24 protein-coding genes are annotated in these 26,427 nt (G+C 75.6%); 11 read left to right on the top strand and 13 right to left on the bottom strand.

Annotated elements, in window-relative coordinates:
• Positions 1-53 precede the first annotated feature (53 nt).
• Together OG715_RS37295 and OG715_RS37290 are read left to right on the top strand one after the other, a co-directional pair.
• Positions 54-2,396, top strand: a complete 2,343-nt coding sequence (locus OG715_RS37295) for a xanthine dehydrogenase family protein molybdopterin-binding subunit (protein WP_266272837.1) — start codon at positions 54-56, stop codon at positions 2,394-2,396.
• 68 nt (positions 2,397-2,464) lie between these two features.
• The gene (locus OG715_RS37290) at positions 2,465-2,935 is read left to right on the top strand and encodes a (2Fe-2S)-binding protein (RefSeq protein WP_266272838.1); all 471 of its coding nucleotides are present in this window, start codon (positions 2,465-2,467) and stop codon (positions 2,933-2,935) included.
• 1 nt (position 2,936) lies between these two features.
• Here OG715_RS37290 and OG715_RS37285 read toward each other — a convergent pair whose 3' ends face one another.
• Positions 2,937-3,257, bottom strand: a complete 321-nt coding sequence (locus OG715_RS37285; RefSeq protein WP_266272839.1) for a hypothetical protein — start codon at positions 3,255-3,257, stop codon at positions 2,937-2,939.
• A gap of 141 nt (positions 3,258-3,398) precedes the next feature.
• Between OG715_RS37285 and OG715_RS37280 the strand changes: the two genes are divergently transcribed.
• Positions 3,399-4,922 carry an FAD-dependent oxidoreductase gene (locus tag OG715_RS37280; RefSeq protein WP_266272840.1) on the top strand — a complete coding sequence of 508 codons (1,524 nt, stop codon included), beginning with the start codon at positions 3,399-3,401 and terminating at the stop codon, positions 4,920-4,922.
• Positions 4,923-4,972: 50 nt separating this feature from the next.
• Here OG715_RS37280 and OG715_RS37275 read toward each other — a convergent pair whose 3' ends face one another.
• Positions 4,973-6,034, bottom strand: a complete 1,062-nt coding sequence (locus tag OG715_RS37275; RefSeq protein ID WP_266272841.1) for a polyprenyl synthetase family protein — start codon at positions 6,032-6,034, stop codon at positions 4,973-4,975.
• 175 nt (positions 6,035-6,209) lie between these two features.
• On the opposite strand from OG715_RS37275, the gene OG715_RS37270 reads away from it, so the two are divergent.
• Positions 6,210-7,403, top strand: a complete 1,194-nt coding sequence (locus tag OG715_RS37270; RefSeq protein WP_266272842.1) for an alpha/beta hydrolase — start codon at positions 6,210-6,212, stop codon at positions 7,401-7,403.
• Between the two features lie 50 nt (positions 7,404-7,453).
• Here the strand turns inward: OG715_RS37270 and OG715_RS37265 are convergent, their stop codons facing one another.
• The 6 genes from OG715_RS37265 to OG715_RS37240 all read right to left on the bottom strand — a co-directional run bounded on the left by OG715_RS37265 (position 7,454) and on the right by OG715_RS37240 (position 15,835).
• A complete protein-coding gene (locus OG715_RS37265; protein ID WP_266272843.1) occupies positions 7,454-8,053 on the bottom strand; it encodes a TIGR03086 family metal-binding protein in 600 nt (199 codons plus the stop codon).
• Positions 8,054-8,313: 260 nt separating this feature from the next.
• Positions 8,314-9,072, bottom strand: coding sequence for an SDR family NAD(P)-dependent oxidoreductase (locus tag OG715_RS37260; protein ID WP_266272844.1), 759 nt, complete (start codon positions 9,070-9,072; stop codon positions 8,314-8,316).
• Between the two features lie 246 nt (positions 9,073-9,318).
• Positions 9,319-10,080, bottom strand: a complete 762-nt coding sequence (locus tag OG715_RS37255) for a transglycosylase family protein (RefSeq protein ID WP_323182203.1) — start codon at positions 10,078-10,080, stop codon at positions 9,319-9,321.
• Positions 10,081-10,743: 663 nt separating this feature from the next.
• Entirely contained in the window at positions 10,744-11,412 is a 669-nt protein-coding gene (locus OG715_RS37250; RefSeq protein ID WP_266272845.1) for a response regulator, read from the bottom strand.
• Positions 11,413-11,497: 85 nt separating this feature from the next.
• Entirely contained in the window at positions 11,498-13,243 is a 1,746-nt protein-coding gene (locus OG715_RS37245; protein WP_266272846.1) for a sensor histidine kinase, read from the bottom strand.
• A gap of 132 nt (positions 13,244-13,375) precedes the next feature.
• Positions 13,376-15,835, bottom strand: coding sequence for a SpoIIE family protein phosphatase (locus OG715_RS37240; RefSeq protein ID WP_266272847.1), 2,460 nt, complete (start codon positions 15,833-15,835; stop codon positions 13,376-13,378).
• 183 nt (positions 15,836-16,018) lie between these two features.
• Here OG715_RS37240 and OG715_RS37235 point away from each other — a divergent pair, with 183 nt between their 5' ends.
• The 3 genes from OG715_RS37235 to OG715_RS37225 all read left to right on the top strand — a co-directional run bounded on the left by OG715_RS37235 (position 16,019) and on the right by OG715_RS37225 (position 18,495).
• Positions 16,019-16,402, top strand: coding sequence for a DUF4326 domain-containing protein (locus OG715_RS37235; protein ID WP_266272848.1), 384 nt, complete (start codon positions 16,019-16,021; stop codon positions 16,400-16,402).
• Positions 16,403-16,493: 91 nt separating this feature from the next.
• Positions 16,494-17,789: an outer membrane protein assembly factor BamB family protein gene (locus OG715_RS37230; protein ID WP_266272849.1), complete on the top strand. Its 1,296-nt coding sequence runs from the start codon at positions 16,494-16,496 to the stop codon at positions 17,787-17,789.
• 43 nt (positions 17,790-17,832) lie between these two features.
• Complete coding sequence (locus OG715_RS37225; RefSeq protein ID WP_407661062.1) at positions 17,833-18,495, top strand: nucleoside/nucleotide kinase family protein; 663 nt, start codon at positions 17,833-17,835, stop codon at positions 18,493-18,495.
• 16 nt (positions 18,496-18,511) lie between these two features.
• On the opposite strand, the gene OG715_RS37220 is transcribed toward OG715_RS37225, so the two are convergent.
• From OG715_RS37220 to OG715_RS37200, 5 genes are all read right to left on the bottom strand, one after another.
• A complete protein-coding gene (locus OG715_RS37220) occupies positions 18,512-19,363 on the bottom strand; it encodes a DNA-formamidopyrimidine glycosylase family protein (RefSeq protein ID WP_266272851.1) in 852 nt (283 codons plus the stop codon).
• Positions 19,364-19,411: 48 nt separating this feature from the next.
• Entirely contained in the window at positions 19,412-19,882 is a 471-nt protein-coding gene (locus tag OG715_RS37215) for a universal stress protein (RefSeq protein WP_266272852.1), read from the bottom strand.
• Between the two features lie 211 nt (positions 19,883-20,093).
• Entirely contained in the window at positions 20,094-21,122 is a 1,029-nt protein-coding gene (locus tag OG715_RS37210) for a zinc metalloprotease (protein WP_266272853.1), read from the bottom strand.
• Between the two features lie 309 nt (positions 21,123-21,431).
• The gene (locus OG715_RS37205; protein ID WP_266272854.1) at positions 21,432-22,145 is read right to left on the bottom strand and encodes an AAA family ATPase; all 714 of its coding nucleotides are present in this window, start codon (positions 22,143-22,145) and stop codon (positions 21,432-21,434) included.
• Between the two features lie 227 nt (positions 22,146-22,372).
• Positions 22,373-23,299 carry an LLM class F420-dependent oxidoreductase gene (locus OG715_RS37200; protein WP_266272855.1) on the bottom strand — a complete coding sequence of 309 codons (927 nt, stop codon included), beginning with the start codon at positions 23,297-23,299 and terminating at the stop codon, positions 22,373-22,375.
• Between the two features lie 178 nt (positions 23,300-23,477).
• On the opposite strand from OG715_RS37200, the gene OG715_RS37195 reads away from it, so the two are divergent.
• The 4 genes from OG715_RS37195 (at position 23,478) to OG715_RS37180 (ending at position 26,423) form a co-directional block, all read left to right on the top strand.
• Positions 23,478-23,852, top strand: coding sequence for a DUF6401 family natural product biosynthesis protein (locus tag OG715_RS37195; protein ID WP_266272856.1), 375 nt, complete (start codon positions 23,478-23,480; stop codon positions 23,850-23,852).
• Between the two features lie 155 nt (positions 23,853-24,007).
• Complete coding sequence (locus OG715_RS37190) at positions 24,008-24,853, top strand: alpha/beta hydrolase (RefSeq protein ID WP_323182204.1); 846 nt, start codon at positions 24,008-24,010, stop codon at positions 24,851-24,853.
• Between the two features lie 119 nt (positions 24,854-24,972).
• Positions 24,973-25,461, top strand: coding sequence for a CU044_2847 family protein (locus OG715_RS37185; protein WP_266272857.1), 489 nt, complete (start codon positions 24,973-24,975; stop codon positions 25,459-25,461).
• Positions 25,458-26,423, top strand: coding sequence for an effector-associated domain 2-containing protein (locus OG715_RS37180; protein ID WP_266272858.1), 966 nt, complete (start codon positions 25,458-25,460; stop codon positions 26,421-26,423). The genes OG715_RS37185 and OG715_RS37180 overlap by 4 nt, the downstream gene beginning before the upstream one ends.
• Positions 26,424-26,427: the final 4 nt, after the last annotated feature.

Below are 26,427 nucleotides of genomic sequence, written 5' to 3'. Positions count from 1 at the left end.
CCGTCCGGAGCCGTCACCCGGCGAGAGGGGCTCCTCCCATCAGCATCTCCATCGTGCCCCCGGCCGCCACGGGCCCCGCCGCCGAGCAGTCGTCGACCGACCAGCAGCCGCCCGCCCCGCGGCAGTTGCCCGCCGACCAGCAGCCGACCGCCGACGCCGACCGCCGACGCTTCCTCACCTACCTGCTCGCCGCGCCGACCCTGACCGTCGCCGCCCGGGCCAGCCTCGACGCCGTCGCACCCGCCACCGCCCGGGCCGCCGCGACCGCGCCGCCACCGGCCCCGACACCGGCCCCGCCCGCGCCCGCGGCTCCCGCGGCGGCCGCCGCCCCCTCCCAGCTGCTCGGCCTGCCCGGCATCCCGGACATCGTCGACCTCGGCCAGGCCCTGCAGGTCGCCGGCCTGCCCACCGCGCACCTGCTCGTCCTTGAGATCACCACCGCCGGCCGCGCCGTCCTCCACCTGCCCCGCCTGGAGGTCGGCCAGGGTCTGACCACCACGGTCGCCATGATGGTCGCCGAGGAACTCGACGCACGGCTGACCGATGTCGACGTCCCGCTCTCCGACAGCCGCCCCGACCTGCTGTTCAACCAGCTCACCGGCGCCTCCAACTCCGTCCGCACGCTCTACGACCCGGTGCGCGGCGCGGCCGCCGCCGCCCGGGCCCGGCTGGTCACCGCCGCCGCCCGCCGCTGGTCGCTGCCCGCCGAGACCCTGCGCACCGCCGACTCCGCCGTGACCGCCCCCGACGGCCGCCGGGCCGGCTACGGCGAACTCGCCGCCGAGGCCGCCGCCGTCGCGGTACCCGCCGTCCCCGCCACCCCCAAGCCGCCCGAGCAGCGCCGGGTGATCGGCCGCCCCACCGGCCGGATCGACGCCCGCGACATCGTCACCGGCCGCGCCAAGTACGCCGGCGACCTCGCCGTGCCCGGCGCTGTGCCGACCGTCGTCGCCCGGCCCACCACCATCAACGGCACCCTCGCCTCGCTCGACGCCTCCGCCGCCCGCGCCATGCCGGGCGTGCTCGCGGTGGTCACCGTACCGACCGGGGTCGCCGTCCTCGCCGAGACCTTCGACCAGGCCCTCAAGGCCCGCGACGCGCTGCGCACCACCTGGAACCCGGGCCCGGTCGCCGCGCTCTCCGACCCCGACATCCGGGGGAAGCTGCGGGCCGCGCACGCGCCGTTCCTGATCCCGCCGCTGCTCACCCAGTACGTGGACGGCGAGTTCGACTTCGCCTTCGTCAACCACGCGCCGATGGAGGTGCTGACGGCGATCGCCGACGTCCGCCCGAACCGCGCGGAGTTCTGGTTCGCCGCACAGACCCCGATCGTCGCGCAGCAGACCCTCGCCGCGGAACTCGGCCTGCCGCAGGACGCGGTGACGGTGCACGTGGTGCGCGGCGGCGGGTCCTTCGGCCGTCGGCTGTTCTACGACGCCGCCGTGGAGGCCGCGCGGATCTCCCGCGCCGCGGGCCGCCCGGTCAAGCTGATGTGGACCCGCAACGACGACATGCGGCACGGCCGGATGCGCCCCGCCAGCCACCACCGGGTCCGCGCCACCTACGGGCTCGGCCAGGTGCTCAGCTACGAGCACCGCGCCGCCACCGTGACGACCGACTTCGGCCACGGACTCGGCGAGGCGCTCACCGCCGCCGGCTTCCAGCTCTCGGTCGCGGGGCTCTCGCTCGCCCAGGCCTTCTTCCTGCTCAGCCAGAGCAACCCGTACAACATGGGCGTCCCGACCCAGCTGCTGGCCGAGGTACCGCTGAAGATCCCGACCGGCAGCTGGCGCTCGGTCTACTCGGGCACCGTCCGGGTCGCCGACGAGATCATGGCGGACGAGCTGGCCCGCCGCCTCGGCCAGGACCCGGTGGCCTTCCGCCGCACCCGGCTGCGGGAGCCGGCCGGCCGGGCCGTGCTGGACACGGTCGCCCGGGCGGGCCGCTGGGGCCGCGCCATGCCGGCCGGACAGGCCCAGGGCATCGGCTACCACGCCGAGAACGGCGGCCGCGCCGCCTACCTGGTCGAGATCGACGCGACCGACCCCGAGCAGCCCCGGGTCACCAAGGCCGTGATCGCCGCCGACGTCGGCACGGTGATCAACCCCACCGGCCTGGAGGCCCAGCTGACCGGCGCCCTGATCGACGGGATCTCGGTGATCCTCCAGGCCGGCAACCACATCGACGGCGGCGCCGTCCGCGAGGGCAGCTTCGGCGACTTCCACTACGCCCGGCAGCGGCACACCCCGCCGGTGGTCGAGATCCACCTGCTGCCGCCGAGCGGACCGCCCGGCGGCGCGGGCGAACTGGGCGTCCCGGCGGCCTCCGCCGCCGTCGCCAACGCCTACGCCCGGGCCACCGGAACCAGCCCCCGGTCCTTCCCGATCAACTTCTGACCTGCTTCCGACCTGCTCCCGGCCTGCCTCCGACCCGCTCCGACGAACCCCCGAGGAACGCGCCCCCGATGCCCAGCCACACCTTCGTCCTCAACGGCCGACCGGTCACCGTCGAGGCACCGGACGACATGCCGCTGCTCTGGGTGCTGCGCGACAAGCTCGGCGTCACCGGCCCCAAGTACGGCTGCGGCGTCGGCGTCTGCCGCGCCTGCACCAGCCACCTGGACGGCGAGGAGATCCAGCCCTGCACCGTGCCGGTCAAGAACTGCGCCGACCGCCGGGTCACCACCATCGAGGGCCTCGCCGACGGCGACACCCTGCACCCCGTCCAGGAAGCCTGGCTGGACTGCGACGTCGCCCAGTGCGGGTTCTGCCAGCCCGGCCAGATCATGACGGCGGTCGCGCTGCTTCGCCGCAACCCCGCGCCGACGGACGCCGACATCGACCTGATCCAGAACATCTGCCGCTGCGGCAGCTACCCCCGGATCCGCGAGGCCATCAAGCGCGCCGCCGCCGCGACCGCGCCCGGCGGCAGCTGAGTCAGGACTGGTCCCAGGCCTCGACGGTCAGCAGCGCCTCCGCCGGACAGCCGGCGATCAGGTCCGGGTACAGCTCGCGCGGCCGGATCCCGGCTCCGAACACCCCGAACACGGAACCGTCCGCGAGCAGCGGCAGCACCTCGCCCGCCCGGGCCGTGTACCGGTGCGGGTAGCCGTTGAACCCCGACTGCTCCGCCCGCCCGGCCGCGACCAGCCCGGCGATCCAGTCCAGCCCGCCGATCCCGGTCTCCCACTTGGCCAGCACGACGTCCTCGCCGTCCCCCGCCGCCGGTACCGTCACCACGAACCACCAACCGAGCATCCGAGACCCCTCCCCCGCCGCGCCACCGTGATCCCCCGAGCGTACGCGCCGCCTCGCGCCTGCGGTGGTCGTTCGCCGCGCCCGCCCGGGGCATCATCGAATCGTCCGTCGGGACCGGTCGGTGAGCAGGGGGAGACGGACATGGTGAGCAGCGGCGAGCGGGTGGCCGTCCTCGGCGGCGGGGTGGCCGGGCTCACGGCGGCGACGGAACTCGCCGAGCGCGGCTACCGGGTGACGGTGGTGGAACCGACCGGCTGGGGCGGCAAGGCCCGCAGCTCCGGCGTCCCCGGCACCGGGACCGGCGGACGCCTCGACCTGCCGAGCGAGCACGGCTTCCGGTTCTTCCCCGGCTTCTACCGGAGCCTGCCGGACACCCTCCGCCGGATCCCGCTCGCCGGGCGGCCGGACGGCGTCGTCGGCAACCTCCGCGAGGCCACGCACATGCTGACGGCCCGTTCCGGCCGGGTCGGCGAACTCCTCACCGACGTCTCGCTCGCGGCCGGGGCACGCAGCCCGCTGGAGTTCCTCCGCGCCACCGGCCTGCGCCCCGGCAACGGGACCGCCCTCGGTCCCGGGCTGACCGACGAGGAACTGCTGTACTACGCGAACCGGCTGCTGGTCTACATGACCAGCAGCGACGAACGACGGCTCGGGCAGTGGGAGTCCACCTCCTGGTGGGACTTCACCCGCGCCGACGGCGCCTCGGAGGAGTACCGCCGGACGTGCGTGATCGGGAACACCCGGACGGTGGTGGCGGCCCGGGCCGAGGTGTGCAGCACCCACACCGTCGGCGGCTTCCTGGAGGCGTTCGGCTACGGCTTCCTCGGCCTCGGCGAGGTGCAGGCCGCCGACCACTACGTCTGCGCGCTGCCGGTCGACCGGATCGGCGCCCTGCTGGAACGCGGGCTGGCCGCCGCCGACCCGGAGCTGAAGAGCGTCACGGAGCTGCGGACGGACTGGATGGTGGGCATCCAGTTCTACCTGACCGAACCGGTGCCGGTGGTCCGCGGCCATGTGCTGTACCTGGATTCGCCCTGGGCGCTGACCTCGATCAGCCAGGCCCAGTTCTGGGACTGCGACTTCCGCTCGACGTACGGCGACGGCACGGTGGCCGACTGCCTGTCGGTCGACATCTCGGACTGGGACACCCCGGGCATCCGCTACGGCAAACCGGCCCGCGAGTGCACCCGGGCCGAGGTCGCCGCCGAGGTCTGGGCCCAGCTCTGCGACGGACTCAACGGCCCCGGCCGGCCGACCCTGCACCGGGGGCTGCTGCACTCCTGGCACCTGGACCCGGCGGTGCGCGGCCTGGACGGACCGGGCCCGGCCGTCAACGACGAGCCCCTGCTGATCAACACCACCGGCTCCTGGGCGGCCCGCCCGGCCGCCGCGACCGCCGCGCCCAACCTCTTCATGGCCGGCGACCACGCCCGGTGCCCGGTCAACCTGGCCACCATGGAGGGCGCCAACCAGTCGGCGCGGCTGGCGGTCAACGCGCTGCTCGCGGCCGCCGGGGACGACGCCGCGCCGGCCGAGGTGCACGAGCTCCACCGGCCCGCCGAACTGCGACGGCTGAAGGAGGTGGACGCCGAGCTCTACCGCCAGGGGCGGGCGCACATCCTGGACGGTCCGGCTCCGTGGGAGGAGGCCGGACGGGGCGTGTGACCGGGTGGCCGTGCACGAGTACGCGTGACCGGGTGTCCGGGTGTCCGGCGTCAGCGCTCCCGGTCGGTGATCTGTCCGGCCAGTGCCGCCAACTCGGCCGCGGCGGCGGGGTCCCCGGTGAGCGCGCCCAGCCGGTCGCGGGCCGAGGCCGCGTGCCGGGCGGCCCGTTCCTCGGTCCACCGGCGCCCGCCGGCCCGCTCCACCAGCAGCGCCAGCCCGGCCGGGTCCACCGGTCCACCGACGGCGGCCCGCCGGTACGCCTCGGCGAGCCGGTCGCCGTCCGCCGTGCCGGATTCGAGGGCCGCCACCACCGGCACCGAGAGCTTGCGCCGCCGCAGGTCGTTGAAGACCGGTTTGCCGGTCACCGCCGGGTCGCCCCAGATCCCCAGCAGGTCGTCCACCAGTTGGAAGGCCATCCCGAGGTCATGGCCGAACGCCGCCCACCCGGCCACCGCCTCCGGCCCGGCCCCGCCGTACAGCGCGCCCAGGCGGCAGGCGCAGGAGAACAGCGAGGCGGTCTTGGCCGCCACCATCTCCAGGCACTCGTCCGGGCCTACCCTGTCCTTCCCCTCGAAGAGGAGGTCGAGGCTCTCCCCCACGGCCAGGTCGACCAGCGTCGCCAGCAGCGCGGCCGAGGCCTCCCGGCCCACGCCGTCCTCGTCGCCGTTCTCCCCACCGTTCTGGTCACCGTCGTGGTCACCGTTCTGCTCGCCGACCACCAGCACGTCGAGGACGGTGAGCAGCAGCCCGTCCGCCGAACGCGCGGCCGCGGAGGGCCCGAACACCCGCCAGGCGGCCTCCCGGTGCCGCCGCACGGTGTCACCGTCCAGCACGTCGTCGTAGAGCAGGGAGAGGTTGTGCACCACCTCCACCGCGGCGGCGGCCGGTACCGCCCGCCGCCGGTCCCCGCCGACCGCCCCGGCGCACGCCAGCGTGAGTGCCGCGCGGACGAACTTCCCGCCCTGCCCGGGGCCGTCCCCGGACCAGCCGAACTGGTACGCCGCCACCTGCCCGGCACTCCCGCCCAACCGGTCCACCCACGACCGAAGTCGGGGCCCGCACACCTCCCCGGCCGCCCGCAGCAGCCGCTCGGCCGACACCTCTCCCGCCACAACCCCGCCCCTTCGTCCGTTCCCCGCGCCTCCACCCGCGCACTGCGACGATCTTCCCCCGCCCCCGTACGAGCGGGAGCACCGAGGCCCCGGCCGGGGTCCGATCTGGTGGCGGGGAGGCGGTCCGCCTAGGGTGAGGCGGCACCAATGTCGCCTATCCAAAGGGTGGTTGAGGATGATCCGGCGCCGATCGCTGCTGACCTTCGCGGGCGTGGGAGGTGCGGCGCTGACCCTGCCGGGTGCCGCCGCCGCGCATGCCGTCCCCTCTTTTGCTCAGGCTGCCGCCACCAGGCCGGGGCCCGGGCCGATCGACCTGCCGGGGCCGACCGTGCGACGGCCGGTGGGCACGGTGTCACTGCGGCTGGTCGACCAGGACCGGCAGGACCCGTTCGCCCCGGCGCCGGGACCGCGCGAGCTGATGGTGCAGCTCTGGTACCCCGCGACCGGGACCGCCGGACGGGCGCGCGCGGCGTACACCACGGCGCGGGTCGCGGCCGTACTGGAGCGGAGCGCGCTCCTCGACCCGGGCACGTTCGGCCGACTGCGCCCGACCGCGCGGGTGGCCGCGCCACCGGTTCCGGGGGCGCTCCCGCTGCTGCTGCTCGGGCACGGCCGCAAGGGCGGGCGCAGCAACTGCACCGCACTGGCCGAGGAGTTGGCCGCGCACGGCTACCTGGTCGCGGCGCTCGACCACACCTATGACGCGGCCGCCGTCGAGTTCCCGGACGGCCGGGTGGTGCTCAGCGCGCTGGAGGAGGAGCCCGCCGACTGGGACGCCGCCGAGCGCAAGGAGATCGGCGTCCGGGCCGCCGACCTGCGCTTTGTGGCAACGGAGTTGACCACCGGCCGGACGGTCCGGCGGCACCCCGGCCTGCCGTGCGGCGACCCGGGGCGGATCGGTGTGCTCGGCCACTCGATGGGCGGCGCGGCGGCGGCCGAGGCGGTCCGGCAGGACCGGCGGTTCGCTGCCGGACTGGACCTGGACGGCGGACTCTTCGGCTCGCCGGTGCCGGACGAGGGCCTGGACCGGCCGTTCCTGCTGCTCTCCGCCCTGGACGACCACGACACCTGGCGGCGCTGGCGCGAGCACCAGCGCGGCTGGGGGCGGCACCTGCGGCAGCGCGACTCCGGCCATCTGAGCTTCACGGACCTGCCGCACGCGGCCGGCCCGGGGCACCTGGCCGAGCACGCGCCGCCGGAGCTCTACGCCCAACTGTTCGGCACCATCGCGCCGGAGCGCGCGACCGAGCTGGCCCGGACGTATGTGCGCGTGTATTTCGACCGGTTCCTGCGCGGGCGCCCCTCACCGCTGCTGAACGCCCCCTCGCCGCGACACCCGGAGATCTCGTTCGTCTGGAGCCGCGGCTGAGGAGGGGGTTCGCCCCCGAGCGTCGCCCGGCGGGATCCGAGGGACGCGCCCTACCCGGCGGCCTCGGGGTCGCGGCCGAAGAACGCGGCGAGCCGGTCGTACACCGGCGCGTCCTCGGCGACCGCGACCTCCGGACCGAAGGCGTGCTGCTCCTCCTCGCTCCCCCGGTACTCGGGCCGCAGCGCGCCGCGCCCCCAGACCAGTGCCGCCTGCCCGACCTCGTGGTCCAGCCCGGCGGTGGACTGGCCGGTGGCCCGGGCGAGGTCCCAGCCGTGCATGGCGAACTCGGCGATCTGCTGGTCCACCGGGAAGCGGGCCGGCAGTTCCCCGAATCCGGGGATCTCGATGACGCCGCCGAGGTCGCCCGCGTCGCGCCAGGCGGCCACCAGGCGTTCCGCGCCGCTCTCGAAGCGGTGCAGCCAGTCGTCCTCGACCCGGTCGAAGGGCTCCGACCAGTCGGGCGTGCCGCCCTCCGCCCGGACGGTGAACTGCCGCAGGTCGTTCAGCAGGTGACTGATCAGCTGTCCGACGTCCCAGGACCGGCAGGGGGTCGGGTGGCCGGCGAGTTCGGTGCCGACGCCGTCGATCAGCCCGGCGGTCTGCGCGAGCGCGCGGGCGAGCAGCTCGATCGGGTCTTCCGCTCCGGTCATGACGCACCTCTCCGTCGGCGGGGCCGCTCCGGCCCCTCACGCGGGACCCGTGCGCCGGCGCGCGGCCGTTCGGACGCGCGCCCGCACACGTGGTCGGACCGGCCGATCGTAAACGCGGGCACCGACAACCGGCCCGGAGCAACACCCCCGGGCCGGTCGTCGGCGTGTCCGGCCGGTCGTCGACGGTTCGCACCGGACCGCCGACGTGTCCGGCCGGTCGTCGACGGTTCGCACCGTACCGTCGACGGGTCCGGCCCGGGTCAGCCGGCGAAGCCGCCGTCCACCGCGATCTCGGCACCTGTGATGTACCGGCCCTCCGCACCGGCCAGGTGCGCGATCATGGCGGCGATCTCGGAGGGCCGGCCGAAGCCGCCGACCGAGGTGAAGCCGGACTGGAAGTCGGCGCCCGGGCCGTCCGCCGGGTTCAGCTCGGTGTCGATCGGGCCGGGGTGGATCACGTTGACGGTGATCCCGCGCGGGCCCAGCTCACGGGCCAGCGACTTGGTGAGCCCGATCATCGCGGCCTTGCTGGTGGCGTAGAGGCTGCCGCCCCCGAAGGCGGCCCGCTTGGCCATGCAGCTGCCGATGGTGACGATCCGCCCGCCCTCGGTCAGGTGGGCCGAGGCCGCCTGGGCGAACAGGTACGGCGCCCGGACGTTGACGTCCAGCACCCGGTCGACGTCGGCCAGGGCGGTCTCCTCGATCGGGCCCATGTGGCCCACCCCGGCGTTGTTGACCAGGATGTCGAGGCGGCCGAAGCGCTCGGCCACCGCCGCCACCGCGGCGCGGACCTCCTCCGGGTCGCCGCTGTCGGCCCGGACCGCCCAACCGCGCCGGCCCATCGCGGTGATCTTGGCCGCGACGGCCTCGGCCCGCTCGGCGCTGCCCAGGTAGGTCACCACCACGTCGGCGCCGTCCTCGGCGAGCCGCAGGGCCACCGCCTCCCCGATCCCCCGGCTGCCGCCGGTCACCAGAGCCACCTTGCCGTCGAGCGCCGCGATACCGGTCGTGATCGTCATCTCGTCAGAACTCCTTGTGTCGTTCGTGGACATGACTCGATCCTCGGCCGTGGCGGCCCGGGAGTCCGGCGCTATTCGGACGTCGCGTTCAACATTCAACTACCACCGACGCACCCCGATCCGCGCGCCTCCGCACGCGCGCCGGGTCCACCCCCCGCCCCGCCCTGCCCCCGACACGCCGAACGGCCGCCCCGGGGGCAGGGCGGCCGTTCGGTCCACCGGGGTGCGGGACCCAGTGGGACGGGGTCAGAAGGACAGGGTCTGACCCGGGAAAATGAGGTTCGGGTTGGCACCGATCGCCTTGATGTTGCGGGCGTGCAGGCCGGCCGTGTCGAGGCCGAACTTGGCGGCGATGCCGCTCAGCGTGTCGCCGCTCTTCACGACGTAGCCGCCGCCGGTGAAGCCCTTCTCGGGCACGGCGGGTCCACCGGTGGACCCGGCGGCGGGCGCGGCGGGCTTCGCGGCGCCCTGCGGCGGGGTCTGCGCCGGGGCCTTGCGGGCGGGCGACTTCTGGCTCTGGGCAGGGGCCCGGTCCGCCTTGGCCGGCGGCTGCTTGGCCGGCTGCGGGGCCTTGGGCTCCTGGTCGGGCGCGTCGGCGACGACGGCGGGCGCGCCGCCGCGGCTCAGGCCCGCCCTGGCCGAGCAGACCGGCCAGGCGCCGGGGCCCTGCGAGGCGAGGACCTTCTCGGCGACGGCGATCTGCTGCGCCCTGCTCGCCTGGTGGGCCTGCGCGGCGTAGGCGGCGCCGCCGTACGCCCTCCAGGTCGAGGGGGTGAACTGCAGTCCGCCGGAGAAGCCGTTGCCGGTGCTGATGCTCCAGTTGCCGCCGCTCTCGCACTGGGCGACGGCGTCCCAGGCGGAGGTGGGGGCGGCAGCGGCCGAGGTGGCCGTGACGAGGCCGGCCACCGGCAGGGCCGCGACAGCGGCTCCCGCGACCACGGCCATCCGAACGCGGTTGCGCTTGGTGGCGGCGGCGGTGGCAGCGGCGGTCTCGTGACGGGGATTCATGGAAGTCCTTTCGGCAGAACCCGGGCAGGCATGCGGAACCAGGCCCCTGCCGGGGCCGGTTGTCGCTCCCTCACTCGATGGGCGGCCTCGCACGTGTCCGACGTGCCGTGCCGCCCCGGCCACCCTCCGCTCGCCGACGGCCCGTTGAGGCCTGTCGCGTCGACGGCCACCGCCCTGGTGCCGATGGTCGGTCGGCGGGCCGTGGGTCGGGGGTGAACCCGGGTGGTGCTCGTTGCACCGCCAAAGAAGCTACGGGCGCTACCGGGCCGCATCAAGCAATTCTTGGTCGTCCCAGGTCAGTCGACTGTTACCGGCGGTATCGATCATGAAACCGACCCGGAAACGACCGGCTTTGACCGCATTCCCCGGCCCAAACGGTCGATTTCCGTGCGCTCGCTCACATCGGGTCGGCCGAAAGTCCGGCCGCTTTGTCGACTTACCGTCACCGACGCCTGACGCGCCGTCACCTCGCGGACCGGAGTTCCCGGTTCCACCGAGCGGCAAGGTGGCGTTCGCCACTCCGACTACCGAGCGTGAGCAGAAAGTCGCTCAGCGCACGGCACACGACCCGTCCTTGTACACACCGAACGGCCCGCCGACGACGCGTCGATCGACCTGGTGACCGAATGTCGAACGTCAGGACGACGCCCCGTCAGCACGCTCTCAGCCGACGCCGCCCAGCCCCGCGTCCCGGGCCAGCAGCGCCGCCTGCACCCGGTTCTCGCACCCGAGCTTGGCCAGGATCCGGCTGACGTACGTCTTCACCGTCGCCTCGCTCATATGGATCCGGGCCCCGGCGTCCGCGTTGGACAGCCCCTCGCCCAGCAGCGCCAGCACCTCCAGCTCGCGTTCGGTCAGCACCTCCAGCCGCTGCCGGGCCCGGGCGCCGCGTGCCGCGACCGGCCCCGCCTGCCCGCCGGCCAGCGAGTCGACGATGTGCCGGGTCGCGGCGGGCGACAGGAAGGCGTGCCCGGTGGCGGCCGCCCGGACGGCCTGGATCAGCTCGGCCGGCGCGGTGTCCTTCAGCAGGAAGCCGGCGCCGCCGTCGCTCACGGCGCGCAGCACGTTGTCGCGCTCCCCGAAGGTGGTGAGGATCAGCGCCCGCGCGCCGGGGGCGACCCTCGGCAGCTCGGCGAGCGCCGACAGGCCGTCCAGCACCGGCATCTGGATGTCCAGCAGGACGACGTCCACCCGGTGCGCGCGTGCCAGTTCCAGCGCCTGCCGGCCGTCGGCGGCCTCGGCCACCACGTCGATGTCCTCGGCGGAGGACAGGATCATCCTGATCCCGGCCCGGATGAGCGGCTCGTCGTCGGCGACGAGGACTCGGATCACTGCTGGTCATCCCCCTGGTACTGGTCCGGACGGCGCGGCGGCGGACCGGCCGGTGCCCCGCGGACCATCCTGGCATCCCCCTCGCTCACTGCTTCACCCGGTAGTGCTGCTTCTCCACCAGCACCCCGTCCTTGAAGCAGAACCGGACGACGGCGTCCTCGCCCCAGGCGGTCCCCCCGTTGTCGTCGGAGAGGTAGCGGACGCAGTCCGCCCCCTCCGGCGGGGTGGGGCCGGTGCCCTCCAGGTTCCTCAGGAAGAAGTCGCTGCCCCGCGGCAGCTGCTTCCGCACCTCCGCCTCCGGGGCGCCGAGCTCCGTACTGTCGTAGACCGACCGCTTCACCGTGGACTCCTCCGCGGCCCGGACGAAGCCGGCCACGCCCCAGACCAGCAGCCCGAGCACGGCCGCCAGCACCGCCACCCCGCCGACCGCGCAGCCGATCGCCGGGCTGCGCCGCTTCGGCGGCCCGGCTGCCGCCCCGGGCACCCCGAGCGGCCAGGCGTCCGCCTCCGGGTACGCGGCCCCGGTCTCCGGGCCGGCCGCCGACCCTGCGTCGACGCCCTGGGCCGCGGCACCGTCCGCGGCCCGGTACGGAAGCACGGCGGCCAGCCGGAAGCCCGCCCCCGCGGTCGGGCCGGCGTGCACCATGCCGCCGACCAGCCGCGCCCGCTCGCGCAGCCCGGTCAGCCCCTGGCCCCCGCTGACCACCGCCGGGGCGGCGCCACCGGCGCGCACCCCCACCGGCTCGGGCGCCGCCGGGTTCACCACCTCCACCACCAGCGCGTCCGGCTCGTAGCGCAGCGCCACCGTGATCGGTGCCCCGGGGGCGTGCTTGTGCGCGTTGGTGAGCGCCTCCTGCACCACCCGGTACGCCGCGTGCCCGGCGGACGCCGCCAGCGGACGGCGCTCGCCGTCCCGGAGCAGCGAGACCGGCGTACCGGCCGCGCGGGAGGACTCGACCAGCGCCTCGATCCCGTCCACGCCCCCGCTCCCGACGCCCCCGGCCCCGGCCCCCGCCCCGACACCTACTACTGCCGCCGGCCCGGGCCCCGGGCCCGGCGGGAGCGCCGTCGACTCGTCGTGCAGCACGCCGACCACCTCGCGCAGCTCCCGCATCGCCGCGACCGCGGCCAGCCGCAGCACCCCGACCGCCTCGCGCTGCCGGTCGGTGAGCGTCCGGTCGACCTCCAGCGCCCCCGTGTGCACCGAGATCAGGGCCAGCTGGTGGCCCAGGCTGTCATGCATGTCCTGGGCGATCCGGTGCCGCTCGCGCAGCCGCGCCTGGTGCGCGATCATCGCGTGCTCGCGCACCAGCTGCTCGTTGCGCTCGCGCAGCGCGTCGGTCAGCGCCCGGCGCTGCGCCCGGTACCGGCCCCAGAGCGCGGGCAGCACGGCGAGCAGCAGGTAGCCGCCCAGCGAGAAGCCGACGATCAGCTTGGCCGGAACCTGCCCGGCGTCCTTGAACACCCCGAACAGGGTCATCAGCGCCCAGCCGGCGGCGAACGAACCGGCCAGCACCCCGACCCGGCGGATCCGGGCACCGGCCGACCAGCCGACGCAGACCAGCAGCGGCAGCGTGCCGCCACCGAGGCCGCTGGCCACCGCGGTGAGCACCAGGGCGGTCGCGGGCAGTCCTCGGCGCACCAGGAAGAGGAGGCCGGAGGCCACCGCCATCGGCAGGGCCAGCCCGGTGCCGCTGAGCACCTCGATCGGCGCGGCCAGCCCGGCGATCAGCAGCGCTCCCACCACCTCGCGGACCACCAGCCCGAACCGCCAGGGCCCGGGCAGTGCCGTTCGAACCGCCTTCGACCAGGCTCTCGCTATGACGTCCACCCGTCGAGGCTAACGAATCGCCCCTGGTCACCGCCGTCACCGTTCGTCGCCGCCGGCTCCGACGAAAGTCGTTCCCGGTCCGCCGGGGCTGCCCCCGTACTCCCCCGCCCCCGTACTCCCCAGCGCCGGGAGTCAGCGGTACCCGGTGAGCATCAGCGCGACGTCGTCGACCCGGTGCGTGGAGCCGACCTCCCGCAGCACCCGGTCGGCCAGGCCGTCCAGCCCGGCCTCCGCGATCAGCCGGCCGACCTCCGGGCCCGCCAGCGCCGCCCGCAACCGGTCCACTCCCGCGTCGATCTCCACCGCCGGGTCCTCGACCAGGCCGTCGGTGTACAGGGCCAGCACCGAGCCCGGCTCCAGCCGCAGCTCGCTGATCGGGTACACGGCGTGCTGGTCGACGCCGAGCAGCGGCCCGCCGGGCACCTCCAGCGCCTCGGCCCGCCCGTCCGGGTGGCGCAGCACCGGCGGCAGGTGGCCGGCCCGGGCGAGCAGGGCGGTGCCCTCCCCCGGGGTGAGGCGGACCAGGCAGCAGCTGGCGAGCAGCCCGGGGTCGAGGTCGAGCAGCAGCTGATTGGTCCGGGCGAGCACCTCGTCCGGCGGGTTGCCGCTGGTCGCGAAGGCCCGCACGGCGCTGCGCAGCTGGCCCATGGTGGCGGCGGCGCCGACGCTGTGGCCCTCGACGTCGCCGATGACCAGGCAGAGGTCCCGCCCGGTGACGATGGCGTCGTACCAGTCGCCGCCGATCTCCATGCCCTGGGTGCCGGGCAGGTAGCGGGCCGCGATCCGGACCCCGTCCAGGCGCGGCAGCCGGTGCGGGAGCAGCGCCTGCTGGAGGCCCCGGGCGAGGGTGAACTCGGCGTCGTACAGCCGGGCGCGTTCCAGGGCCTGGGCGATGAAGCCGGCCAGCGCGGTGAGCAGGCCGCGCTCCTCCAGGGTGAACGGGCGGGGCCGGTCGAAGCCGAGGATGCAGCTGCCGACCGGGTGGCCGGAGGCGATCAGCGGCAGGAACGCCCAGGCGCCCATGTCGTCCAGCGCCAGTCCCGGGTAGGCGGCGGCGAGCTGTCCGACGTTCTCGAAGAAGATCGGGGTGCCGGTGCTGAGGGTCTCGGCCCCGGGCACCCTGGCGCCGACCGGGGTGCCCTCGAAGCGGTCGAGGAAGCCGTCGGGGTAGCCGCTCTGCGAGACCAGGTGCAGGTGCTTCTCGCGGATCGTGTAGATGGCGAGTTCCTGTCCGCCGAGGGCCGGGAGGATCTCGTCGGCCACCGCCCGGCAGACCTCGCGGACGGTGACCGCCTCGCTCAGCGCGCTGGCCAGCTGGAGCAGGTGGTACATGACGCCGAGGCCGGTCCAGGTGCCGGGCGCGGGGGGTTCGGCGGCCGGGGCGGCGGCGTCGGGCGGCGGGTCGGCGGCGACCACCCGGCCGGTGACGCCGTGCGCGTCGGGGTAGAGCGAGAAGGCGAGCCAGTGGTCCGGCGGCCGGCGGGCGAGGAAGGCGGTGGGCTGCTGGGAGAGCAGCGCGGCCCGGTAGCGGTTCTCGTACACGGGGTCGGACAGCCAGGGCAGCACCTGCCACGGGTGGTGGCCGACCAGGTCCTCGCGGCGGGCCTGGAGCAGCAGCTCGACGCTGTGGTTGGCGTAGGTGATCCGGCCGTCCGGGTCGAGCGAGAAGACGCCCTCGCGCAGCCGCTCCACGGCGGCGGCCGCGGCGGTGCCGGTACGGGTGTCGAGCACGGCGCCGACCAGGCGCCCGCGGGCGCCGGGGCCGTCGCGGGGCACCCGGGCCCAGAGTTCGACGGGGTAGGGGTGGCCGTCCCGGTCCAGCACCCGCAGTCGCGCGGCGAGCACCCGGCCCCGGTCGAGGGCTCCGCGCACGGCGGCCCGGAACTCCGGCAGGTCGCCGGGGGCGATCCGGGCGGCCAGGCTCTCGGCGCGGCCGTCGAAGTCGCCGGGGGCGAGCCCGAAGATCTCGCAGAACTGGTCGTCGGCGGCGACCTCGCCGAGCGCCACGTCCCAGTCGAAGAGGCCGACCCGGGTGGTCGGCGCGGAGGGCGGGGTGAGTTCGACGACCGTGGTCTCGCCGTTCGGCTCCACCGGGTGGCCGGCCTCCTCCAGCTCGGCCAGTCCTGCGGCCAGCCGGGCGGCGACCCCGCGCACATGTCGGCGCGCGCCCTCGGGCACGCCGTCGTCCGAGGCCGCCCAGAGCATCCCGAGCACCCCGAAGACCTCCTCGCCCGCCCGGACCGGGACGTAGGCGGAGGCGAAGTCGTAGGGCAGGCCGACGGCGAGCTGCGGGAACCGCCGCATGGTGTCCTCGGTGTCGGCGAGCAGGACGGTGCGGCCGGTGCGGTAGGTGACGGCGATCGGCAGCGGACCGGCGGCGGCGATCCGCCGGAACGGGCCGAGCACCGAGAGCGGCACACCGGCGACCGCGCACAGCACCAGCGAGCGGCGGTCGCGGGAGCGCAGGTAGACGGTCGCGCCGTGCGCGTCGGTGCCGCCGAGCACCGTCCGGACGGCGGAGGTCAGCAGGGCCTCCCGCTCCCGCGCCGGGTCCCGGCCAGCCGGCCCCGCCGGTTCCTGGGCAGCACCCACCGCTGGGCGGCGCGGACCGGGACGCACCGCCCGGGCATCCCCGTCGCGAGGAGGCGGACCGGGCGGGTCCGCCGGAACACCCTGGCGCATCCTCTCTTGCTACGCCGGGCCCCAGGGGCTGTCAAGGCGAACCCCACCCGCCCCGGGGTGCCCACCGGCCCCGACCGCGCCACCATCGTGCCCATGACGCCCCGCGCCCCGGGCCCCGGCCCGATGCCCCGCACCCCGGCCTCCGGCCCGACCACCGTGGTCAATCTCAAGGGCCACCGCGACGACCCGGCCTTCGCCGACGTGGTCTACGTCGGCCGAGCGATGCACCGGGGCGGCTGGCATCTCACCGAGTCGCCGCTGCACTGCCCGTTCCGCCCGGGCCCCGGGCTCCCGCGCGAGGCGATGCTGCGCAAGTACCGGGCGCACCTGCTGGCCCGCCCCGAGCTGCTCGCCCTCGTCCCCGACCTGCGCGGGCACCGCCTCGCCTGCTGGTGCGCCCCGCTGCCCTGCCACGCGGACGTCCTGGCCGACCTCGCCGACCACGGCCTCACCGGTCTTCCCGGTCTCCCCGACTGAGCCGCGGGACCGCCCGGGGCCCGGCGGCTTGGGTATTCTCCGTGGACAGTGCAGCGCTACGGCTGCCCCGGGGGAAGACGAGTGGCGAAGTATGGGGAGCACACCGGCCGACCGTTCGGCGGGCGAGGCGTCCTGGCGGTGGGACGGCGAGGACGAGGGCGGGACGACCGCGCCCGCCGACGTGGTGAGCGGTGGTGAGGACGGCGGCGGCGGGCCCCGGCCGAGCCGGCGGCGGCTGCTGATCGGTGCCGGGGTGCTGGCGGCGGGCGCCGCCGTCTGGGGGGTGTCCCGGCGGATGAGCGCCGCCCCGACCGAGAAGCTGCAGCCGCGACCGCTGCCCAGCAAGCTGGTCGGGCCCGAGCCGCTCTGGGTGTACCAGGGGCCGGAGCCGATGACGCCGAACCGGCTGAACGGTCGGCTCTTCGCGCCCGCCTACGTGACGGCCAAGGGCGTGCGGATCCTCGACCCGGCGAGCGGTGCCGTGGTCGGCACCGTCGAGGAGCCGGCGCTCAGGGGCCGACCGGAGGACTCCCCGCTGATCGTCGGGGCGGGCCGGCTCTTCACCACCTCGACCGGCCATGTGGACGCCCGCGCGCTGACCGGCCCGGCGGCCGGCTGGAGCCAGCCGCTCCCGCCCGAGCTGGGCGAGCGGATCTCCCTCTTCGGCAGCGACGGCGCGCAGGTCTACGGCACGGTCGAGAGCCGGACCGACACCCGGGGCACCCTGTTCGCCGTGGACGTCACCGGCAACGGCCTGCTCTGGTCCCGCCCGTTCGCGGACCGCGGCGAGAACGCCGTCACCGTGCTGCCCATCGGCGGCCGGCTCCTCACCTGGGGCGCCGACCCGGAGGCCGGCATGTCGCTGGTGGACGGCACCACCGGGCGGCGGCTCTGGACCACCCCGGGCACCGCCCCCGCCTGGTCGATGATGGACCAGCGGCACGTCTACCTGCCGCCCCCCGGAGCCACCGGCGTCCAGGCCCTGCGCATGGAGGACGGCGCGCCGCGCTGGTCGGTCCGCCCCGGCCCGGGCGAGGAGTGGCGCGCCCTGCCGCCGCTCAGCGACGGCTACCGGGTGTACGTGCCGCGCGACAACGGGCTGATCACCGCGCACGAGGCGGGCAGCGGCGAGCAGACCTGGCAGTGCCAGCTGCCGTTCCGGCTGGACCGCCGCTGCCGGCCGCTGCTGCTCAGCTCCGCCCTGCTCGTACCGGGCCCGGCCGCCGCGGGCGTCGTCGCCGTCGAGGCGGAGAAGGGCGCGCTGTCGACGATCTTCTCCGACACCGGCCCGGGCGTCGACGTGTGGTCGGTCGCCAGCGACGGCACCCGGCTCTACGCGGGCCACGACAGCACCCTGTACTGCCTGGGCGAGCTGCCCGTCCCCTGAACGACCGTCCCCTTCGACGACGAACGCCGACCCCACCGGGGCAATGGCTCCCCGACCGCAGGATGACGCCGTGCCGATTCGCCCGATCTCGCCCGACCGCCTCGTCGAGCTGCTCGCCGACCGGATCGCCGCCCTGCCGGGGGCCGGCGACCGCCGCCTCCGGGTGGCCGTGGACGGCGCCCCGGCCGCCCGCCCCGGGGAGCTCGCGGACGCCCTGGTCGAACCGCTGCGGCTGCGCGGCCTGCCGACGCTGCGGGTCCCCGCGGCGGGCTTCCTGCGCCCGGCCTCGGTCCGGCTGGAGTACGGCAAGCAGGACGCGGACGCCTACCACGACCTGTGGCTCGACGACGGGGCGCTGCTGCGCGAGGTCCTGGACCCGCTGGAGCCGGGCGGCAGCGGCCGGGTGCTCCCGTCCCTGCGGGACCCGGCGACCGACCGCGCCACCCGCGCCCCCTGCACCGAACTGCCGCCCGGCGGGGTGCTGCTCCTGGACGGCGCGCTGCTCCTCGGCCGCTGGCTCCCACTGGAACTGACCGTCCACCTGTCCCTCTCCCCCGCCGCCCTGCGACGCCGGACCGCCCCGGAGGAGCAGTGGACCCTCCCCGCCTTCGCCCGCTACGCGGCGGAGACGGCCCCCACCGAGGCCGCCGACCTGACCGTCCGCGTCGACGACCCCCGCCACCCGGCCCTGGTGGAGCAGCCCTGACCCCCGCGGTCGGGCCTCAGCGGCGGCTGCCCCGACCGCGGGGGGCCGGGCCGCGCTGGCAGTACGGGCACCAGTAGGCGGGGCGGTCCTGCGGTGGCGTGCCGTGCTGGGCCGTCAGGACCAGGGTGCCGCAGCGGGAGCAGGGGCGGCCCGCCCGGTCGTAGACCCAGTGGCCCCGGCCGCGGCGGGTGTCGCCGGTGGTGATGTGGCCGGGGCGCAGGCGGTTGGCGTCCAGCAGTTGGTGGGCGCGGGCCGCCAGGCGGTCGAGGTCCGGGAGTTCACCCACCGGTGTCCACGGGGTGACCCCGGCGAGGTAGCAGAGCTCGTTGGCGTACACGTTGCCGATACCGGCCAGGTTCCGCTGGTCGAGCAGGGCCTCGCCGAGCGGCCGCCCGGGGTCGGCGCGGAGGCGGCGGACGGCCTCGGCCCGGTCCCAGTCGGGCCCGAGCAGGTCCGGCCCGAGGTGGCCGACCACGCGCTGCTCGTCGGCGGTGCGCAGCAGTTCGACGACGGGCAGCCGGTAGCCGACGGCGGTGCCGAGCCCGGTGCCGAGGACGACGCGGATCTGCGCGGCCGGACCGCCGGTCCAGCGCTCGCCGGGGGCGAACACCGACCAGCGGCCGTCCATCCGCAGGTGGGTGTGGAGGGTGAGGCCCGCTTCGGAGCGGCTGCCGCCTCCGGGGCCGGTGCCGCCTTCGAGGCGGGTGAGCAGGTGCTTGCCGCGCGGGACGACCTCCAGTACCCGGCGCCCGGCGAGGACGGCGGTGGCGTGGGCGGGCACGCGCAGTTCGGCGGCGGTCAGCACCTGTCCGGCGAGGACGGCGCGCAGCCGGGCCGCCACGCGGAAGACGGAGTCACCTTCGGGCACGGGTCCATCCTCCCCGGCGCGGCGGTCCGCCGCGCCACCGCCCTCCGGTCACCCGGCGTCGCCGGCCGTGCCGCCGGCCACGCCGTGGCGGACCACGACCACCGGGCAGGTGGCGTGCTCGGTGACGTGCCGGCTGACCGAGCCGAGCAGGGCGCCGGCGAATCCGCCCCGGCCGCGGCTGCCGACCACCAGCAGCGCGGCGGCGCCGGAGGCCTCCAGCAGGGCCTGGGCGGCGTTGCCCGGCACCACCGATTCGACGACGGGCACCTCGGGCCGCGCGCCGGCGATCTCGGTGACGGCCTGGGAGAGGATCCGGCCGGCGAGCTCCTCCGGGTTGAACTCGGGCGAGGGCACGCTCGCCCCGGCGAAGCCGTAGAACGCCGGGTACTCCCAGGCCGCGACGGCGTGGACGGTGCCGCCGACCAGCCGGGCGTAGTCGACCGCCCAGCGAAGGGCCTGCTGCGAGGCGGGCGAGCCGTCCACACCGACGACGATCCTGGGGTTCGCGCTGTTGGCCATGCCGCTGCTCCTTGCTCGACGGGTTCGACCGGCTCGTCCGACCTGCTCTTATCCCGCCAAACTTAGACCAACCGGTACATTCGGCCTCTCATGGCCGCGCCGGAACCGGCACCGACACTGGCCCTGCAACTGGTACTGGCGGGTGCGCGGCGCAGTCGCCACGCACCCGCCAGCGTCTCGGGGTGCGGCCCGTGCGGGCCGAGGGGGCCCGTCAGGCCCGGTAGGCAGCCCAGGAGTTGGCCATCCGGGCGACCTGGCCCGGAGTGAACTGGGTCATGCACGAGTCGTAGGTGTAGTCCATGAAGTTGTGGATCGGGTCGACACCGGTGGCCGTGCAGGTGTCCCGGCCGGCCGGGCACTGGTAGGCCGCGCTCTGCTCGGCCGGGGTGTCGGCCACGTAGTCGCCCTGGCCGGAGCAGCCGCCCTGGAAGGTGTGGTAGAGCCCGAGCCAGTGGCCGACCTCGTGGGTGGCGGTGTCGCCCTCGTTGTAGTTGGCGGAGGAGCCGCCGGGGAACGAGGAGTCGAGGATGACCACACCGTCGTCGCTCGGGTTGGAGCGGTAGGAGCTGGGGAACGTCGCCCAGCCGAGCAGGGACTGGCCGAGCTTGGCGGTGTAGAGGTTGAGGGCGTTGGCCGCGCCCTTGCGCAGCTTGGTCTTCATCGCCTTCTCGGCGCTGGAGCCCGGGCTGACGCCGTTGTACCAGCTGGAGTTGTCGGTGTAGTCGGTGGCCACCAGCTGGAACCGGAACTGGCTCGCGGTGTTGCCGGTGCCCTGGCCGCTGTAGGCGGCGTTGAGCACGTCGATCTGCTTGCCGACGGTGGCGGCCGACAGCTTGCCGGTGGTGCCCGAGTGGACCACGTGCACGTACACCGGGACGGTCGTGGTGGCGGCCAGCTCACCGGGCGCGAGCAGGGTGTTGCCCTGGGCGGAGTGCGCCAGCTGGGCCAGCCGGCCCTGGAGGTCGCTGTCCATCGCCTTGGCCTGGGCGTCGGTGAGGGCGTTGGGCTCCTGGCCGGTGGGGTGTCCGGCGGGCTTGCGGGCCGCGGAGTCCTGGGCGACGGAGCCCTGGGCCGCTTCGCCGGTGCTGCACTCGGTGGAGGTCGGGGCCTTGGCGGCCGCGCTGGCGGTGGTGAACGCGGCCGGGGCCGCGAACTGGGTGAGCCCGAGGGCGGCGGCGACGGCGGCCGCGCCGAGGAATCTGCCGGTGGCACGCGAGGGAACACGGGCGGAACGACGCATCTGCGCTCCTGAGGGGGGTGGTGGGGGGACGGCGGTTGAGGGGGGCCGCCGAGCCACAGGCTACGCAGGGTCGCGTGTACGCGTCAGATGCGTTCCGGCCTGGAACTTCTGACGGCAAATCGGACATAACCCGGAAGTTTGAGCGGTCGAACGGCACCGCACATGGAGCATTTCCCGTCGCGCGCATGCGCACAGTACCGGCCCCGGTCTGTCCGAAACGTGACACCCCGTCTGCCCCGCGGCGCGGCGCGCCACCGGCGGAACGGGACGAACGGGGTGAACCGGGCGCCCGGACCGCCTCCGGCGAGACTACGACGCCGCGAAGACGATCTCCCGCAGGGCACGCGCACCGGCCCGGTCGAGTACCACGGCCGACGCACAGCCCGTCGGCGGCCGCCCCGTCCCGGCCAGGCGGCGGCGCAGCCGGTGCGCCGCGTCCCGGTGCCGGGCGAACGCGTACGCCGAGACGGCCTGGCCCCGTGCCCGCTGACCGTCGCGGGCCTCCTCGGCACTGGCGTCCAGCAGGATCAGGTGCACCCTGCGCCCCTGCCGCTCGGCGGTCCGCGCCAGCCACTGCCGCACGTACGGCACCGCCCCGCAGTCGTGCACGGTGAGCGGCCCGCCGGCGAGCACCGCGCGCCGCAGCCGCCGGTAGTGGGCGAGGCGCACCAGCGGGCGGTACAGGGCGTACGGCAGCCAGGACGGGACACGGGACGCGTACTCCTCGCGGACCAGCTGCGAGTCCACGATCGGCGTGCGCACGCAGCGGCGCATGAGCGTGCTCTTGCCGCTGCCCGGCAATCCGGAGACCACCACCAGGTCGCCCGCCGGGTAGTGCAGGACGCTCGGCGCGGTACCGGGGCCGCGAACGGAGCGGAGGTCCCGGAGGCCGCGCGGGCGCAGCACACCGGCCGACGGCTCCGCCGCGAGCTCCCGGCAGCCGGGGCGCGGCACCGCGCGGGCCGTACGGTCGTGGGCCGCCGCCCGGTCGCGAGCCGCCCCGAAGACCTGCACGTCCGACATCGGCACTCCCCCTGCTTCCCCACCGGTCCGGGTGCTCCCGGCCCCTCCTCCCGAGGAGCTTTCCCCCTTCAAGAGAGAGTAAAGACTAATGGTCAGACCGGGTCCGGACCGAGCCTTTATCGCTCCAGGATCGTCACAGAAGCGCTCCGGGAGCGTCACAACGGCGCGGAGGGGAGCGGGGGTCGGGGCCCGGACCGGGACCGGCGGGCCCCGGCCCGGGAGCCGCGTCAGCCGAGCTGCGGGGCGATCCGGGAGGCGATCAGCTCCAGGTGGTCCAGGTCGTCCAGGTCCAGCATCTGCAGGTAGATCCGCTCGCTGCCGACGGCGGCGTAGCGGCCGATCTTCTCCACCACCTCGTCCGGGGTGCCGGCCAGGCCGTTGGCCTTCAGCTCGTCGACGTCGCGGCCGATCACGGCGGCCCGGCGGGCCACCTCGGCGTCGTCCCGGCCGACGCAGGCGACCAGGGCGTTGGAGTACACCAGGTCGTCGGCCTTGCGGCCGGCCCGCTCGACGGCCGTCCGGACCCGGCCGAACTGGGCCACCGTGTCCGCCACCGACACGAACGGCAGGTTGAACTCGTCCGCGAACCGGGCGGCCAGCGCCGGGGTGCGGGTCGGTCCGGTGCCGCCGACCAGGACCGGGATCTTCGCCTGGGCCGGCTTGGGCAGCGCGGGCGACTCGCTCAGCCGGTAGTAGGTCCCGGCGAAGTCGAAGGTCTCGCCCAGTGCGGTGCCCCAGAGACCGGTGACGATCTCCAGCTGCTCCTCCAGCCGCCCGAACTTCTCCTTCGGGAACGGGATGCCGTAGGCGGTGTGCTCCTCCTCGTACCAGCCCGCGCCGAGGCCGAACTCGACCCGTCCGCCGCTCATCGCGTCGACCTGGGCGACCTGGATCGCCAGCACGCCGGGGAGGCGGAAGGTGGCGGCGGTCATCAGGGTGCCGAGGCGGATCGTGCTGGTCTCGCGGGCCAGGCCGGCCAGGGTGATCCAGGCATCGGTCGGGCCGGGCAGGCCGCTGGCGCCGCCCATCCTGAGGTAGTGGTCGGAGCGGAAGAAGGCGCTGAAGGCCCCCAGCTCCTCGGCGGTCCTGGCCACCCGGAGCAGGGTGTCGTAGCTCGCGCCCTGCTGGGGTTCGGTGAAGATTCGAAGATCCATACCGGCCATTCTGGTACAGACCACCCCGTGCCCACGCCCGAACCGGGGAAGCGGGGCCGTCGGCGGGGGTGTCGGGCGGGGTGCCGGGCGGGGTGCCGGGCGGGGCCGCGCCCCGGGGTGGCCAAGGTCTCCTCCCCGGGCCGCCTGCCCCGGCACCGTGCTCGCCTACCGTGGACGGATGTCCGCCACGCCCGACGAGTCGCCCCGGCGCCTCCCCTCAGACTCCGCCGCCCCGCCGCACCGGCCGGACGGCTGCCCGCTGCCCGGGATCGTCGCCGACTTCAGCCCCCGGCTGGCCGAGCTCGCCTTCGAGCCCTGCCTCGTCGCGGCGGTCGACCAGCACGCCGCCGAGCTGCGCGAGCTGCTGTACGCGCAGGGGCCGGAGCTGCAGCCGCGGTGGCTGAACCGTGCGGAGCTGTCCGACTACGCGCGAGGCTTCCTGGACCGGCTCGCCGAGATCGGCTGGCGCGAGCCGGTCGGGTACGACTTCGCGGTGCACCGGCTGACCGCGATCTGCTGGCTGGTCCGGCAGAACGGCCTGCTCGCGGTCTGACCGCCCCGCCCCGCGGTACCACCCGCGCCTGCGGCCCGGGCGGAATATGGAGAACGGATGGAAACATCCCGGCACCCCGTGCATACAGTGGCGGTCCACACGGTACGGACGGCCGTCCGCGGCACGGCCCGGACGGCGGGCGGGAACGGGACAGCGTGAGCGGGATCAGGACGGGCGGCAACGGCCGGAGCACCACCTCCGGCAACAGCGCCGGAAGGAGCACCGGCAACAGCTCCGGCGCCGGCGGGCACCGTGCGCTGGTCTGGCGCGGGCTGCCCGAGCGGCCCGACGCCGCGGTGCTGGTCCTGCACGGCGGCCAGGAGCACGGCCTCTCCCGCCCGGGCCCGGTCAACCTGGCCGGCCTGCGGATGGCCGGCTTCGTGCACGCGCTGCGCCGGGAGACCGAGGGCGCCGGGGTCGCCGTCGGCACCGTCCGCTACCGCCACCGGGGCTGGAACGGCGAGCGGGCCGACGCCGCCAAGGACGCGATCGCCGCCCTCGACGACCTCGCCGAGGAGCTGGGCCCGGTCCCGACCGTCCTGGTCGGCCACTCCATGGGCGGCCGCGCCGCCCTCCGGGCCGCCGGCCACCCCGTCGTCACCGGCGTCGTCGCCCTCGCCCCGTGGTGCCCGGCCGAGGACCCGTGCGAGCAGCTCGCCGACCGCGACGTCCTGATGCTGCACGGCGACCTCGACCGGATCACCTCCCCCGCCGGCACCCGCGCCTTCGCCGCCCGCGGCCGCGCCGCCGGGGCCAGGGTCTGCGGCTACACCGTCCTCGGCACCGGCCACACCCTGATGCGGCGGATCAACGACTGGCACCGCGCCACCGCCCGGCTGTCCGCCGGCCTCCTCGGCCTGCGCGACCTCCCGCCGGAGGTCGCGACCGCCTTCGCCCTCCCCTCCCACTCCACCGCCGCCCTCGACCTGCCCCTCCCCCGCTACCCCCGCACCGCCCCACCGGCCGGCCGCCCGGCCCGGCCACTCCCCACCGACGCCTGACCGCCCTCGCCCGACTCCCCTACCAACGGGCCGACTTGGTCATCACAGCCACACGGTGCGAGGACGCCGGTATGGTGAGGGACCGTCGGGGGGCGGGATCTCCAAGGGGGCGGACACGCATGGCCGAAACGGTGACGATCGATCTCGGGGACGGCACGACCGTCCGGGCCGAGGTCATCGGCGAGGTGAACTTCCAGCAGCCGGAGACCCCTTCGGACGTCTGGGCGGACTCCGGCGACGCCGGCTGGGGCGGGGGCCGACGGGCCGCCTCGCAGCTCGGTTCGGCCGTGGCACTGACGCTGGACCAGGTGCGCAGCACCGTCCAGGGCGTCGGCCGCTGGGCGGCGGAGAGCATCGCCCAGGGGGAGGCCGGCTCCCCCGACACCTTCGAGGTCGAGTTCGGACTCAAACTGGCCGTCAAGTCCGGCCAGTTGCTCGGCGTCATCGCCGAGGCCGGCAGCGAGGCCGGGCTCACCGTCCGCCTCTCCTGGGACCTCGCCGAGCGCCGCCGGCAGCAGGAGGCCGCAGCGGCCGATGCGGCTCCGGCCACGCGGAACGCCTCCGACAGCGCTGACGCCCCGGCCCCCAGAGCGGCCGACGCCGAGTGACCGTCCCCGCGCGGCCCGACCTCGCCACGACCGAGGCGCTGCGCCGCAGCACCGTCGTGATCACCGTCGCGGGCGGCTTCCGCGGCAGCGGCTTCCTGGTGGCGCCGGGTCTCGCCGTCACCGCCGCGCACGTGGTCGCACGGGCGGCGCGCGCGGCGGAGCCGGTGGGCGTCCGGCACGAGTCCGGCGAGCACGCCGTCCCGCCCGACCGGATCCGGCTCGCCCCGGAGACGGGCGAGGGCAACGGAAGCGGAAACGGCAGCGGCTTCTACCCCTTCCCCGACCTCGCCCTGCTCGGCGTCCCCGACTGGGCCGGCCACCCGGTGGTCCGGCTCGCGGCCGCCGAGGCCGAACCGGACACCGTCCTGACCGCCCTCGGCTACTCCACCCACACCCCGAGCCCCGGCGTCCGGCCCGACACCCTGCGGCTGCGGGTCGTCGGCCTCGCCGACCGGTACCTCGGTGTGCGCGGCGACGGAATCCGCGACGGCCACAGCGGCAGCATGCTGGTCGACGGGGACGGCCTGGTGCGGGGTGTACTCAAGGGCAGCCGCTCCTTCCAGCGGGACGAGGGCGGCTGGTACACCCCGGTGGGCGCGCTGACCGCGTTACTGGGTACGGCGGGCGTCGCCCCGCCCGGACCACTGGCACCACCCGGGAACGGCGAACTGGTCGACGCCCTGATGGCCTTCGAGCTGCTGCGCCGCGCCGACGGCCGCTACGACCTGCTCTACACCATGGGTGCGCACCTCGGCCTGACGCACTCCTTCGAGGCCGAGGAACGCCCCGACCGCCGTACCCACCTGCACCAGATCGTGCGCGCCTGCCGCAGCTTCCGCGACGGCCGGTCGGCCCTGCGGGCCCTGCGGACCGCGATGGCCGAACTCGCCCCGGACGACGGCGCACTCGACGCGCTCGACGCCGTGGTAGGCCGCGCCCTCGGCGAGCGGGAGGACGGCTAGCCCG

The sequence above is a fragment of the Kitasatospora purpeofusca genome, assembly GCF_036010405.1.
Lineage (GTDB): Bacteria > Actinomycetota > Actinomycetes > Streptomycetales > Streptomycetaceae > Kitasatospora > Kitasatospora purpeofusca.
This window is presented reverse-complemented; position numbering and strand designations above follow the sequence as displayed.

Excerpts from the sequence above, each read along its gene's own strand:
- OG715_RS37290 (WP_266272838.1), top strand. The coding sequence starts at position 2,465 with ATGCCCAGCCACACCTTCGTCCTCAACGGCCGACCGGTCACCGTCGAG.
- OG715_RS37285 (WP_266272839.1), bottom strand. The coding sequence starts at position 3,257 with ATGCTCGGTTGGTGGTTCGTGGTGACGGTACCGGCGGCGGGGGACGGC.
- OG715_RS37280 (WP_266272840.1), top strand. The coding sequence starts at position 3,399 with ATGGTGAGCAGCGGCGAGCGGGTGGCCGTCCTCGGCGGCGGGGTGGCC.
- OG715_RS37270 (WP_266272842.1), top strand. The coding sequence starts at position 6,210 with ATGATCCGGCGCCGATCGCTGCTGACCTTCGCGGGCGTGGGAGGTGCG.
- OG715_RS37265 (WP_266272843.1), bottom strand. The coding sequence starts at position 8,053 with ATGACCGGAGCGGAAGACCCGATCGAGCTGCTCGCCCGCGCGCTCGCG.
- OG715_RS37260 (WP_266272844.1), bottom strand. The coding sequence starts at position 9,072 with ATGACGATCACGACCGGTATCGCGGCGCTCGACGGCAAGGTGGCTCTG.
- OG715_RS37255 (WP_323182203.1), bottom strand. The coding sequence starts at position 10,080 with ATGAATCCCCGTCACGAGACCGCCGCTGCCACCGCCGCCGCCACCAAG.
- OG715_RS37235 (WP_266272848.1), top strand. The coding sequence starts at position 16,019 with ATGACGCCCCGCGCCCCGGGCCCCGGCCCGATGCCCCGCACCCCGGCC.
- OG715_RS37230 (WP_266272849.1), top strand. The coding sequence starts at position 16,494 with ATGGGGAGCACACCGGCCGACCGTTCGGCGGGCGAGGCGTCCTGGCGG.
- OG715_RS37225 (WP_407661062.1), top strand. The coding sequence starts at position 17,833 with ATGGCTCCCCGACCGCAGGATGACGCCGTGCCGATTCGCCCGATCTCG.
- OG715_RS37215 (WP_266272852.1), bottom strand. The coding sequence starts at position 19,882 with ATGGCCAACAGCGCGAACCCCAGGATCGTCGTCGGTGTGGACGGCTCG.
- OG715_RS37210 (WP_266272853.1), bottom strand. The coding sequence starts at position 21,122 with ATGCGTCGTTCCGCCCGTGTTCCCTCGCGTGCCACCGGCAGATTCCTC.
- OG715_RS37205 (WP_266272854.1), bottom strand. The coding sequence starts at position 22,145 with ATGTCGGACGTGCAGGTCTTCGGGGCGGCTCGCGACCGGGCGGCGGCC.
- OG715_RS37200 (WP_266272855.1), bottom strand. The coding sequence starts at position 23,299 with ATGGATCTTCGAATCTTCACCGAACCCCAGCAGGGCGCGAGCTACGAC.
- OG715_RS37195 (WP_266272856.1), top strand. The coding sequence starts at position 23,478 with ATGTCCGCCACGCCCGACGAGTCGCCCCGGCGCCTCCCCTCAGACTCC.
- OG715_RS37185 (WP_266272857.1), top strand. The coding sequence starts at position 24,973 with ATGGCCGAAACGGTGACGATCGATCTCGGGGACGGCACGACCGTCCGG.